Here is a 13247-nt window from a genome sequence, read left to right on the forward strand (position 1 = left end):
AAAGTGAGCCGCTGTAAGAGCGGAACCGATATAAGCCATCACCCAAATAACGGATATACACCCCACCTCAGCAACAAAGCCTACGCCGTCTTCCCGGTATGGTTATTCAGCGAAATAACCTTGGTCTTCCCAATCCGGTGACGATAAATCTCACGCAGGTACTTGATCGCCTTCTTCACACAATCCCGCGACAGACGAATATCGTTGATCGACACAAACTTGTCCTTGTCGTTGATCAACTCACGATACTTCTTCTCGTACATCGGCTTGATCGCATACCAGTTGGTATCCAGGATCTTCGCCGGGTTCTCGAACTCGTTGAGCAGCTCATCAATCCGGTCTTCATCAAAATCCTCATGGATGATGAAATCCAGGATCGAATTATCCAAGGTGTCATCAAACCGATACGGATTACGCGCAAAACAGCGCTTGATAAATGCCACGATCAACGTCAAAAAATCATCCGACAGGCACGGGCTTTTAGCGATCAAGGTCGTGAGCGACAAGTTGGCCGACGCCCCGATCACCAGCGCATACCGTTTGAGCGTCGTATTGGGAAACAGGCTGTTGAGGTGCGTCTTGAGCCGATTCAGGTCCATATAGGACAGCTTGTAATCCTTGGGCAACGACACAATCGACACCACCGACGAGCAGTTCTTGAAGAAATGCAAGTCATGCAACGCCGCCGCGTCATAGCCGGAATTCTTGTACTGCTCCAGGGAGGCCTTGTACCGCTTGGACTCAATCGGCAACAGGCTGATGCCTTCGATCGCCTGGGTCACCTTGTTGAAGTGCGGCAGATCAATGGAACGGAAAAACAGGTCGTCGATGTTCAGCCGCTGCGGCTCTTTTTCGAACACCTTGAACTTGTCGCTCGAAGGCGCCGGCGTTTCCGGCACCACCGATTCGGCATAGGCAATCGCCACCGGGCCGGCCAGGCTCATGAACAGGTCGTTGGCATCCAGGCGGATGGTCTCGCCAATGTCGATACCGGCGCGACGGAAATAGTTCTGGTCGTAGTCGGTGGTAACCGCTTGGGCCGTCAGAATGTTGAAGATCTGCTGCGAGATGTACTGGTTGGCGTGCTTTTCCATGGCATTGACATCAATGTTCTGGATGTTGCCGTCATCGCTTTCCTCGGCGTAACGCATGATGTCGTTGGAGATCAGCATCATCGCGTTCCACGGTCGGATACGGCCTTTCACGCTGGCTTCGCTGCTGTCTTCATTGTCGAAGTTGTACGAGAAGTCCCATTCTTCCGACAGGTATTTGCACAACAGCCGCCCGGCGTTGATGTGCAGCGCCTCGGACATTTCGCTGCGGTGATCGGAGATGTTCGGCAGCACACAAATCCCGCTGGTGAAGATCGGTTCGAACACGAAGGCGTGACCGCTTTTGCTGTCATGTTCATCGGCGGGCTTGGTGTCGAACGTCTTGTTCATGTACGAGTGCTGCTGGGCCAGGCCGAACTCCGAGGCCATGCCTGAACCGGTACCGCCGCCGGCACTGAAGATCGAGAAGTACAGGCGCGACTGGTTGGCCTTGATGCCGCAGGAGTCGATCAGGTACGAGTGGATCATCTTCCAGTCGGGGCTGGAAAAACGTTGGGTGTCTTTGTTGAGGATGATCTTGGCCAGGTACTGGCCGAGGATCGGCGCGTTACCGGCGCCGCCGGCATGGACTTCCGAGAGGTCCATGATTTTCATCTTGCTGTAGTCCCGCAGGAAACCGATTTTCTCACCCTTGCGCGAGAAACGGATGCGCCCGGCAATGTCCTTGTCCAGGTCGCCCAGCATCACCAGCGGCTCGACCAGGAACACCGGTTTGGTGCCCTTGTTCGAACCCAGGCGCAGGTTGTTGCGAATCCACTGGGCGGGGCGGTAGCCCTTGTCGGTGGATTTGTCTTCGTTGCTGAATTCGTTGAGGTAGAACTTGCGGGCGTTGTACACCAGCTCTGCCACATCCAGGGCAATGTTGGAGCCACAGCGGCCCAGGCCGATCAGGCACACCGAGGGGAATTCCTGCTCATTGCGCAGTTCACCGTCGACTTCCAGGTGCGGTGCGCGCGGGAACACCATGTCGCGCAGGCCGTCGAGGTTGTCGAGGATGCGGTCGGTGTTGGTTTCGGTGAAGTACAGGTACTGCTGGGTGGCCAGTGGGCGGGCGGTGCTCAATGACTTTGAACCTGAGGGTTTTTCCGCAGGGGCTGTCAGCAACACGTCGGATACCGCGGTGGCAGAGTTATTTTTAGAAGTCATTGTGCGCCATGTGCCTGGACGGATGGCTGAGTAAGTATCAAATAGCCATCACAGAATGAGAGATCGCGACTTTACAGTGCGTCCTGGTCCTGGGCGATAGGGTTTAACCCTAGGGTTTTAAGGGGAAAGCCTGGCCGGACTCTGATGAATCGGCCGTTCGTCGGGGTTCTTTAGTGAAATGATGGCGATTTGCCAAATAAACGGCGTCAGCGAATTGGCCGAACGATGGACGCCGGGCCCGCACGGCCCGAAGGCGGGTCTTTCGGCGCGGGGTCACCCCCCGTCAGGCCCAGCAGGCTGAACAGGTTGTTCTGGTCCAGGCTGTTGATCACCGCGCTGATATCACTCAACGGCACCGCAGCGCTGAGCAGGTAACCCTGAACAAAATCACAGCCGTGTTTTTGCACCACTTCAAATTGTTGCAGGGTTTCCACGCCCTCGGTCACCACCTGCAGGTGCAGGGTGTGGGCCATGCCGATAATGGCCTGGACGATCTCGATGTCGGCGTTCGACTTGGGGATATCCTGGATAAATGAACGGTCGATTTTCAAGGTGTTCAACGGCAGGCGCTTAAGGTAGGCGAGGGACGAGTAGCCGGTGCCGAAGTCGTCGATGGACAAAGACACGCCCAGGGCGCGGATTTGCCGCAGCAATGCCAGGGTGCTGCTGATATTGCCCATCAGCGCGTTCTCGGTCACTTCCAGTTCCAGGCGATTGGCCGCGATCCCGCCGAAGCGCAGGGCGTTTTCGATCTCATCGGCCAACTCGTCACGGGTCAGGTTCAGGGCCGAGCAGTTCACGGCCATGACCAATTCGGTGTGGCCTTGTTCCGACAGCAGGCTCAGGTCGTGACAGGCCTGGCGCAGCACCCAGTGATCCAGTTCGGCAATCAGCCCGTTGCTTTCGGCAATGCCGATGAACCGGTCCGGGGTCAGCAGGCCATGTTGGGGGTGTTGCCAGCGCACCAGGGCTTCGAGGCGCGTGACCCTGCCTTTTTTCAGGTCAAGTATCGGTTGGTAAAACAGCACCAACTCGTTCTTGCCCCGCAGTGCGGCGCGCAGTTCCTCTTCCAGCTGCAGTTCCAGGAAGGCCCGGGTTTTCAGGTTGGAGCTGAAGAAGTTCAGGCTGTTACGCCCGGCATCCTTGGACTGATACAGCGCCAGGTCAGCGGTCTTCAGCAGCTCTTCGCTGGTTTTCCCGTCTTCGGGAAACAGGCTGATGCCGATGCTGGTGGTCATCACCATGCGCCGGCCGGCCAGTTCGATGGGGTCTTTCATTTTCTGCATGATGCGCTGGGCCATGTGCCGCGCTTCATCGCGGTGATGGATGCTGATCAGGATGCAGAATTCATCACCGCCAAACCGCGCGACCACGTCGTCATGGCTGCGCACCGAGCTTTTGATATGGCCGGCCAGCACCGTCAGCAGTTCGTCGCCGGCGTCATGGCCGAGGCTGTCGTTGATGCGCTTGAAGTGGTCGATATCCAGGAAGATCACCGCCAGCATGCCGTCGGTGGCGGTTTTTTCCGCGAGTTTCTCGGCGAAGATCTGGTTGAAACCACGGCGGTTGAGCAGGGTGGTCAGGGCATCGTAATGCGCCACCTGTTGCAGCGAGGCGCGGGCCTGGTCCAGTTCGGTGAGCAGGGCGTTGACCCGGCGCAGGTCGGTTTCCTTGTGTTGCAGCTTCTTGTCCGCGAGGGCAGCACTGATGCTGCTGCCAATCACCAGCAGGGCGATGACCGCCACCAGCAGCCCCAGTTGGACCGGGTTGTTGTCCACCGGCAGTGCCGACTGTACGAGGTCTTCGGGTACCAGCAGCTGCATGGCCGCCATGCCGGTGAAGTGCATGCTGATAATGCCCGCGCCGAGCACCAGGCTGGCCGCGTACTTGAGCAATTGATGGAACATGCCGGTGCCGTTGCGCAGGTACAGCGACAGCAGCAACGCCGCCAGGCTGGCGCCGATCGCGATCAACACAGAGGCGAGGAACAAGCCAGTCTCGAAATACACGCCCGCCTCGGAGCGCATGGCCGACATGCCCACGTAGTGCATCAGCGCAATACCCAGCCCCATCCACACCGACGCCAGCACATATTGGTGGGCGCGCAGCCTTGGATGACTAAGGGTTTGCATGGCGAACAGCGCCGCGATCAGGGCGATCAGCAGCGAGGCGAACGTCATGATCAATTCGTAGTGAATCGCGATAGGCGCCTGGAAGGCCAGCATGCTGATGAAGTGGGTCGACCAGATGCCGCCTGCCAGGCAGCCCGCGCCTACCCAGCGCCAGTGCCGTTGAGCCTTGGGGTTGTCGACATGGCCGACCCGCTCGGCCATGTCCAGGGTGCCGAAGCCCGCTGCACAGGCCACCACGTAAGCCAGTAGCACCAGAAAGGGGTTATGACTGCAATTGAGTAATAAGTGCCCACTGTCCGGAAGGTCGGTAAAAAAATGCAAACCAAGCCATTCCATAGCATGTCCCGTCACAGAGTTTTAGTCTGACTGCGTCTTTCAGTATAGAGAGCGTGAGCGAGTTACAAGGATTGATGGCAGATTGCTTCTAATCATTTGGCGATGAGTTTATAAACAACTAGAACCAAATGATTAGGGATGACCGCCCGGGTCGCCCGATGGAGTGACATCAGACTTACGAATCATTACAGACAATCCCCACGAGGCTGACTAGATTGCAGGTTCCGGGCTCAGGATGCGTCTGGCATCGCGGCTCACATAACAATAAAAGAGACGGACCCATGCAGAACTCGACCCAAGCGGCGAATGCCTGGCGCATTCTGTTCCTGCTGTTCCTGGCCAACCTGTTCAACTTTTTCGACCGCACCATTCCCGCGATCATCATCGAGCCGATCCGCATGGAGTGGCACCTCAGCGACTTCCAGCTCGGGATCATCGGTACCGCGTTCACCATTGTTTATGCAATTGCCGGCTTGCCGCTGGGGCGCCTGGCCGATACCGGCTCGCGCAGCAAACTCATGGGCTGGGGCCTGGCGGCGTGGAGTGGCCTGACAGCGGTCAATGGTCTGGTGGGCAGTTTCTGGACCTTTTTGCTGGTGCGCATGGGCATCGGCATCGGCGAGGCCAGTTATGCGCCGGCGGCCAACTCGCTGATCGGTGACCTGTTTCCCGCCCACCGCCGTGCCCGGGCCATGGGGATCTTCATGCTGGGCCTGCCCTTGGGCCTGTTGCTGGCCTTCTTCACCATTGGTGCGATGGTCAAGGCGTTCGACAGCTGGCGTGCGCCATTCTTTATTGCCGCGGTGCCGGGGCTGATCCTTGCGGTGTTCATGTTCTACATCAAGGAACCCAAGCGCGGCGCGGCGGAAGCCGTGCAAGTCTCCCAGGAGAAAGTCGACCGGCCGATTCGCCGGGTGCTGGCGGTGCCGACATTCCTCTGGCTGGTGCTGGCCGGGTTGTGCTTCAACTTCGCCACCTATGCCTGCAACTCGTTCCTGGTGCCGATGCTGCAGCGCTATTTCCTGCTGCCGTTGCAGGATGCGGCAGTCGCCACCGGTGTCATCGTCGGTATTACCGGCCTGGTGGGCCTGACCCTGGGTGGCTGGATTGCCGACAAGATCCATCAACGCATCGCTAACGGCCGGCTGCTGTTCGCGGCGTGCAGTTTGATTATCTCTACAGTGACCACTGCCTGGGCGTTGCACGCGGGGCGGATCGAGATTGGTGTGTTTGTGGCGCTGTTCAGTGTCGGCTGGCTGTTTGCCTATAACTTCTACACCTGCGTGTACACGGCGATCCAGGACGTGGTCGAGCCGCGCCTGCGGGCGACGGCGATGGCATTGTTCTTCGCCGGCTTGTATTTGCTGGGCGGGGGCATGGGGCCGATTGTGGTGGGCGGGTTGTCGGATCATTTTGCCCATTCGGCGATGTATGCCGACGGTGCCCAGCAGATGACTGAGGCTTACAAGGCGGTGGGACTGCATGACGCCATGTACCTGATTCCGGTGGCGCTGTTTTTGACCATGCTGTTTCTGTTCCAGGCGTCCCGCAGTTTTGTGCGCGATGCCCAGCGGATGAAGGATGGGTTGGGGGTGGTGGAGGTGCCGGCCAGGGCGGTTACTGCCTGAGACCGAGGTGACGCCTTCGCGAGCAAGCCCGCTCCCACATTTGACCGCATTCTCAAGATGGAACTCGGTCAAATGTGGGAGCGGGCTTGCTCGCGAAGAGGTCATCAATAACAACGATGTCTACAGTGAATAAAAAAGGCCCGCATTGCGCGGGCCTTTTTGTTTGGCAGGGTAGGGCGGCGAAGTTAGCCCGCGACCAACACCCGAATCGCTTCCAGTCGCAGCGCCGCCTTGTCGAGCATCGCCAGGCCTTGCTCGCGCTGTTGGCGCAGGGCAACCAGTTCGCTGTCGCGCACGGTCGGGTTGACCGCTTGCAACGCGGTCAGGCGCGCCAGTTCTTCGTCGGTATCCGCCGCCAGGCGACGTTGAGCCTCGGCCACACGCTCGGCGTGACGCGGGGCAATCTTCTCCTCACCGGCGTTGATCCGCGGCGTCAGCTGGTCGCGCTGGGCCTGCACGAACTTGTTGGCGCTGGCCCGCGGCACGCTTTCCAACTGGTCATTCAAGGTCAGGAACGACACGCGGCCCGACAGGTCATTGCCATTGGCATCCAGCAGGCAACGCAGTGCCGCCGGCGGCAGGTAACGGCCCAACTGCAGCGAACGCGGAGCAACCACTTCGCTGACGTAGAGCAGTTCCAGCAACACGGTGCCCGGCTTGAGCGCCTTGTTCTTGATCAGCGCCACGGCGGTGTTGCCCATGGAACCGGACAGCACCAGGTCCATGCCGCCCTGCACCATCGGGTGTTCCCAGGTGATGAACTGCATGTCTTCGCGCGACAGCGCCTGGTTGCGGTCGTAGGTGATGGTCACACCTTCGTCGTCGCCCAGGGGGAAGCTGGCGTCGAGCATTTTTTCGCTGGGCTTGAGAATCAGTGCGTTTTCCGAATGGTCTTCGCTGTCGATGCCAAAGGCGTCGAACAGGGTTTCCATGTAAATCGGCAGGGTGAACTGGTCGTCTTGCTCAAGGATCGCTTCCACCAGCGCATCACCTTCGCCAGCGCCGCCGGAGTTGAGCTCCAGCAAACGGTCGCGGCCGGTGTGCAGTTCGGCTTCGAGGCGCTCGCGCTCGGCACGGGCTTCGTCGATCAGCCCTTGCCACTCGCCGTCGTCGGCGTTTTCCAGCAGCGGCAGCAGGCGCGGGCCGAACTGGTGCTGCAAGGCGTTGCCGGTCGGGCAGGTGTTGAGGAACGCGTTCAGCGCCTCGTGGTACCACTGGAACAGGCGCTCTTGCGGGCTGGTTTCCAGGTACGGCACGTGCAGTTCGATCACATGTTTCTGGCCGATCCGGTCCAGACGGCCGATCCGTTGTTCCAGCAAGTCCGGGTGGGACGGCAGGTCGAACAGCACCAGGTGGTGGGAGAACTGGAAGTTGCGGCCTTCACTGCCGATTTCCGAGCAGATCAGCACCTGGGCGCCGAATTCTTCGTCCGCAAAGTAGGCGGCAGCGCGGTCGCGCTCGAGGATGTTCATGCCCTCGTGGAACACCGTGGCCGGGATGCCGGAGCGCACGCGCAGGGCGTCTTCCAGGTCCATGGCGGTTTCGGCGTGGGCGCAGATCACCAGGACTTTGGTGCGCTTGAGCATCTTCAGCTGGTCGATCAGCCATTCGACGCGCGGGTCGAAACGCCACCAGCGTTGTTCTTCATCGACGTCCGGCTGCGACTGGAAGCTGACTTCCGGGTACAGCTCGGCGTGCTCGCCCAGGGGCAGCTCGAGGTATTCGTCCGGGCACGGCAGCGGGTAGGCGTGCAGCTTGCGCTCCGGGAAACCTTGCACCGCGGCGCGGGTGTTGCGGAACAGCACACGGCCGGTGCCGTGGCGGTCCAGCAGTTCGCGGACCAGGCGGGCACTGGCTTCGGCGTCGCCATCGTTGACGGCGGTCAGCAGCGCTTCGCCTTCGTCGCCGAGGAAACCCTGGATGGTCTTGTGGGCGGCGGGCGAAAGACGGCCCTTGTCCAGCAGCTCCTGGACGGCTTCGGCCACCGGGCGATAGTTTTCGCTCTCGGCGCGAAAGGCGTGCAGGTCGTGGAAACGGTTCGGGTCCAGCAGGCGCAGGCGCGCGAAGTGGCTGTCCTGGCCCAGTTGCTCAGGGGTTGCAGTGAGCAGCAGCACGCCCGGAATCACTTCGGCCAGTTGTTCCACCAGCGAGTACTCGGGGCTGGCTTTTTCTTCGTGCCAGACCAGGTGGTGCGCCTCGTCGACCACCAGCAGGTCCCAGCCGGCCGCGAACAGCGCGTCCTGGGCCTTCTCGTCGTCCACCAGCCATTCCAGGGCCACCAGCGCGAGCTGGGTGTCTTCGAACGGGTTGGTGGCATCGCTTTCGATAAAGCGCTCTTCGTCGAACAGTGCGACCTGCAGGTTAAAGCGGCGGCGCATTTCCACCAGCCACTGGTGCTGGAGGTTTTCCGGCACCAGGATCAACACGCGGTTGGCGCGACCCGACAGCAACTGGCGATGGATCACCAGGCCGGCTTCGATGGTCTTGCCCAGGCCCACTTCGTCCGCCAGCAGAACCCGCGGCGCGATACGGTCGGCGACTTCACGGGCGATGTGCAGTTGGTGCGCGATCGGTTGCGCACGCACGCCGCCCAGGCCCCAGAGCGAGGACTGCAACTGGCGGCTGGTGTGTTCCAGGGTGTGGTAGCGCAGGGAGAACCAGGGCAGCGGGTCGATCTGGCCGGCGAACAGACGGTCGCTGGCCAGGCGGAACTGGATGAAGTTCGAGAGCTGGGTTTCCGGCAGGGTGACCTGCTCGTTTTGCCCATTGAGGCCGTGGTAGACCAGCAGGCCGTCGACGTCGTCGACTTCTTGCACGGTCATTTTCCAGCCTTCGAAATGGGTGATGGTGTCACCCGGCGAAAACCTCACGCGAGTGAGGGGCGCATTCCGTAGCGCATACTGGCGAGTGTCGCCAGTGGCCGGATAGAGCACGGTTAACAAGCGGCCGTCCTGTGCCAGAACGGTGCCTAACCCCAGCTCTGCTTCGCTGTCACTAATCCAGCGTTGCCCCGGTTGATACTGCTGCGCCATGCTGCCTGACTCCCGCCGTGAAAAAGCCGACTATTCTAACGGAACACGGCTTCCAGACCAAAAGGAATAGGTGCAGCTTCGAGCTTTAAGCTACAAGCGGCAAGAAAAAGGGCGGTATCTTCGTCGGATAGATGACGATTGGTTCACAAGTTGGCGGCTTGACGCTCAAGTCGTCACCCACGCAGCCGACAGTCTGCTGAACAGGAGACTAATAATATGCTGCCACCCATGCTGCCCTTGAGTGTTGTGCCGGTCACGTCGCAGCTTGACCCGGTGCGCCAGAAGCCGGATATCCCGCCCGTGGCGCCGGTTCAGCCAGGCTCCAACGAAAGTACCATCGACTTGCAAAAGCGCGATCCCGAGGAAGCGGCTTTGCTGCTGCGCGAGGAGCAACGTCGCCAGCAGGAACAGCAAAAGCGTCGCCGCGAAGCCGATGAAGACTCGCAGGAGCACCTGGCTGTTCCCGGTGACGAACTCAACGCCGACAACACCGTGCCGGTGGTGCCGTTGATTGAAGACGCACCACGGCAAGGCTTGTGGGTGGACGTCGAGGTTTAATCCCGCAGTTCGCGCAGGGCGGCGATCAGTTGCTCGATGTCTTGCGCCGTATTGAGGTAGCTCACGGAGATTCGCGCCACGCTGTCCAGCTCGCGGGCCTGCATGTCCAGTGGAGTGTAGGGCACGCCATTGGCACCGATGTTGATCCGCTTGAGGCCCAGGCGGCGCTTGAGCTCGAAGGCGTCCCAGCCGGCCAGGTTGAACGCGATCAGGCCGGACTGGTTTGCGCTGGTTCCCAGGTCATGCAAGGTAATCCCGTCGATTCGGCGCAATTGTTCACGGATTGTGTCGCTTAACAGCCGGACCGTCTCGCGGACCCGCTCGATCCCCAATCGATTGACCTCCAGCAACGCATTCCCCAGGCCTGCCAGCAAGGCGAACGACACCTCGCTGGTTTCAAAGCGCCGGGCGTCGTTGCGCAAGTCAAATCCCGCAGGGCTCCAGGGCGCCGAAAACACATCGCGTTGGGCCGGGTTCAAGCGCTCGAGAAAATCCGGCCGCACATAGAGCAGGGCGGTCCCGCGTGGGCCGCGCAGATGCTTGCGCCCGGCGCCCTTGAGCACATCGCAGTGCAGCGCTTGCACATCCACCGGCACCTGGCCGATGGCTTGCCCGGCGTCGATGAAATAGGCAATGCCATGACGCCTGGCCAACGCGCCGATGGCCTCGGCCGGGTTGATCAAGCCGCTGTTGGCGGGGAGCCAGGTCAGGTCGATCAACCGCACCCGGGCGTCGAGCATGGCTTCCAGGCCGGCGACGGAGACCGCGCCGGTTTCATCGCAGGGGATCACTTCTACTTGTGCACCCGATTGCACGGCCGTCTGCATGCTCGCCAGGTTGCCGCCCCATTCGTGGCGGCCCACCAGAATGCGGTCGCCTGGCTGCCACGGGCCCAACGCCTGGAACGCCATGCTCCAGGCGGTCGAGCCACTGCTGGCGAAGGCAATCGATGACACGGGCGCATTGAGCAGTTGCGCGGCGGCGCGACGGGCTTTTTCTGTCAGCAGTGCGCCGTGTTCGCCGGCCTCCATCGGGCCGTCGCGGGCTTCGCGCTGCAACTGGTCAATGATTGCATCGAGCGTCCCTTGGCTGGGCAGGGAGGCCCCGGCGTGGTTGAAGTGGGCGATGCCGGACTGGCAGCCCGGCGTTTCGTCCCGCAGCTCCCGGACCTCGGTCAGGGACAGCGCAGTCACGGCTGCAACTCGAAAATCGCGTCGATCTCCACGGCTACGCCGCCCGGCAAGCTGGCGACGCCCACGGCCGTACGGGCATGCCGGCCTTTGTCGCCGAGGGCGTTGACCAGCAAGTTCGAAGCGCCATTGGCGACTGCACCCTGGCGCTGGAAATCACCGCTGCTGGCGATAAATACGCCCAACCGAATGATGCGCACCAGTCGCGACAGGTCATCGCCCAGGGCATCGCTTAATTGGGCCAGCAGGCCCAGCGCCGCGAGTTCGGCGGCCTTGGCGCCTTCGTCTTCGCTGATGGATTCGCCGAGTCTTCCGATGTAAGTCGGTTTGCCGTCCAGCAGCGGGATTTGGCCGGAGATGAACAGCTGGTTCTGGCTGATCACGTAATTCACGTAGTTGGCAATCGGCTGGCTGGGTGTCGGCAGGCTCAGGCCGAGGGCTTGTACGCGTTGTGAGATGGAGTGGCTCATGATGAATCCTCTTGGAAAGAGTCTTCAGCATGGGCGGGGCGATTTTCGCCGACAAACGGATAGATTTAACTCGACGTATCGAAATAACTCATGCGTCAGCGCAGATTTCCCTGAGCCATTCACTGAAACAAGCGGCCGCCGTGCTGGTTTCGCCATGCGGGGCAATCAGCCAGTAACCGATCTCGCTTTGATAGGGCGGCCAGTCGAAGGCCTCCACCAATGTGCCCTCCTTGAGCCTGCGTTCGATCAGGCGGTGACGGCCCATGGCGATGCCCTGGCCGGCGACGGCGGCTTCGACCACGATGTTGTAGTCGTGCAGCAGCGCCTTGGGGTAGTGCTCCACATCCACCTGATAATGCCGGGACCAGTCGGTCCACTCGAAAGGGCGGTGCGAGGTGGCCATCAGCAGCGGGCCATTGGCCAGTTGGCTGGCCTTGAACGCCGGGCTGCAGACGGGTGACAGTGTTTCGCTCATCAGGCGCGTGGCCTGCACGTCGGTCCAGTCGCCCTTGCCGTAGCGAATCGCCAGGTCGACCTCGGCGGCGGCGACATCTGCCAACTGAATCGCCGGCACCAACTCCACCTGGATGTGTGGGTAGCGGCTGAGAAACCCCGCCAGGCGCGGTGCCAGCCACAAGGTGGCGAACGAGGCGAGCAGGCCGACGCGCAGTACGCTGGTGGCGGGCGGTGTTTGCTGCTGGCGGGTGGCGGCGGCGATGGTGTCGAGGGCGGGGCGGATCTGGTCGTAGTAGTGTTGGCCGTCTTCGGTCAGATCGATGGCGCGGGTGCGTCGGATAAACAGCGGTTTGCCCAGGTGCTGTTCGAGTTTCTGCACTTGATGGCTGAGGGCGCTTTGGGTCACTGACAGCTCGGCGGCGGCCTTGATAAAACTCAAATGCCGGGCCACGGCCTCAAAGGCGCGCAGGGCCAGGAGTGGGGGAAGGTCCTTGTGCAGTGCCACGTCGAACGCTCTGTGTGAGGGTTGGGATGGGGGGATTTTGCGGGCAAATGCGCGGGATGACATCGATTTTGTTTACGCGGGATTGGCGCAGGACGCATTATTGGGGCATCCAAGCCATTACGTAAGCCAAGCCATGAGTGACGATGACAAGCTGATTGACCTGAATGCCGAACGGGCCAAACGTGTTCATGATCTGAATGACAAGCGACTGAATGAAGTGCGCCAGGCGTTTGAACAGGCGATGCCGTTGGGGAAGCCCAAGAAAAAGCCGAAAAGCAAACCGAAAAAGCGTTGATATAGCCTGCATCGTTTGATGCAGGTCAGTTATTTCCCTTCTTTACGCTCCGTCGCGGGCGACATTGATCCTCGTCAATTTCTTCTTTCTTCTTCTTGGTTAACTTAGCCCTATCGCAACAGGGCAAGTGCAGGAGGCCGGTCATGTTTTTCGATAATGTGGTGTTTGCCGGAGTGCTGACGGTTGGCCTCATGGTGATGTTCTTTGTAGGGTTTGGAATTTTTATCTGGAAAGACGCTAATAAGCGTAAGAGGCCTTAGGTCTTTTCGGATACATGAGCACGCAAGGCATTTTGGGCGACTTCGGTCGCCTTTTTTTTGTTTTGGATTTTTTGATTTGTGTACATATCCGTTGCTGCGGTAATGGCCACTTATGGTTCCGCTCTTA

At 60.3% G+C, this 13247-nt stretch carries 10 protein-coding genes; 4 read left to right on the forward strand and 6 right to left on the reverse strand.

Annotated features, from left to right (window positions below; all coding sequences use genetic code 11):
* Positions 1-80: 80 nt before the first annotated feature.
* Entirely contained in the window at positions 81-2258 is a 2178-nt protein-coding gene (locus HX814_RS30980) for a hypothetical protein (protein ID WP_177010098.1), read from the reverse strand.
* 206 nt (positions 2259-2464) lie between these two features.
* Positions 2465-4726 carry a bifunctional diguanylate cyclase/phosphodiesterase gene (locus HX814_RS30985; RefSeq protein WP_023659115.1) on the reverse strand — a complete coding sequence of 754 codons (2262 nt, stop codon included), beginning with the start codon at positions 4724-4726 and terminating at the stop codon, positions 2465-2467.
* Between the two features lie 281 nt (positions 4727-5007).
* Here HX814_RS30985 and HX814_RS30990 point away from each other — a divergent pair, with 281 nt between their 5' ends.
* Positions 5008-6354 carry an MFS transporter gene (locus HX814_RS30990; protein ID WP_003210907.1) on the forward strand — a complete coding sequence of 449 codons (1347 nt, stop codon included), beginning with the start codon at positions 5008-5010 and terminating at the stop codon, positions 6352-6354.
* A 185-nt stretch (positions 6355-6539) separates the two neighbouring features.
* On the opposite strand, the gene rapA is transcribed toward HX814_RS30990, so the two are convergent.
* A complete protein-coding gene (gene rapA, locus HX814_RS30995; RefSeq protein WP_003210909.1) occupies positions 6540-9386 on the reverse strand; it encodes an RNA polymerase-associated protein RapA in 2847 nt (948 codons plus the stop codon).
* A 216-nt stretch (positions 9387-9602) separates the two neighbouring features.
* Here rapA and HX814_RS31000 point away from each other — a divergent pair, with 216 nt between their 5' ends.
* Positions 9603-9944, forward strand: coding sequence for a hypothetical protein (locus tag HX814_RS31000; RefSeq protein WP_008430424.1), 342 nt, complete (start codon positions 9603-9605; stop codon positions 9942-9944).
* On the opposite strand, the gene HX814_RS31005 is transcribed toward HX814_RS31000, so the two are convergent.
* The 3 genes from HX814_RS31005 to HX814_RS31015 form a co-directional block, all read right to left on the reverse strand.
* Entirely contained in the window at positions 9941-11137 is a 1197-nt protein-coding gene (locus HX814_RS31005) for an aminotransferase class V-fold PLP-dependent enzyme (protein WP_371318542.1), read from the reverse strand. The genes HX814_RS31000 and HX814_RS31005 overlap by 4 nt on opposite strands.
* Entirely contained in the window at positions 11134-11604 is a 471-nt protein-coding gene (locus tag HX814_RS31010; protein WP_003210913.1) for a RidA family protein, read from the reverse strand. The genes HX814_RS31005 and HX814_RS31010 overlap by 4 nt, the downstream gene beginning before the upstream one ends.
* Positions 11605-11692: 88 nt before the next feature.
* Positions 11693-12565: a LysR substrate-binding domain-containing protein gene (locus HX814_RS31015; protein ID WP_102368259.1), complete on the reverse strand. Its 873-nt coding sequence runs from the start codon at positions 12563-12565 to the stop codon at positions 11693-11695.
* 37 nt (positions 12566-12602) lie between these two features.
* Here HX814_RS31015 and HX814_RS31020 point away from each other — a divergent pair, with 37 nt between their 5' ends.
* Entirely contained in the window at positions 12603-12860 is a 258-nt protein-coding gene (locus tag HX814_RS31020; protein ID WP_146014684.1) for a hypothetical protein, read from the forward strand.
* 143 nt (positions 12861-13003) lie between these two features.
* Entirely contained in the window at positions 13004-13120 is a 117-nt protein-coding gene (gene ccoM, locus HX814_RS31635) for a cytochrome c oxidase subunit CcoM (protein ID WP_003210916.1), read from the forward strand.
* Positions 13121-13247 lie beyond the last annotated feature (127 nt).

It is taken from the genome of Pseudomonas sp. C8002 (assembly GCF_013385765.1).
GTDB lineage: Bacteria > Pseudomonadota > Gammaproteobacteria > Pseudomonadales > Pseudomonadaceae > Aquipseudomonas.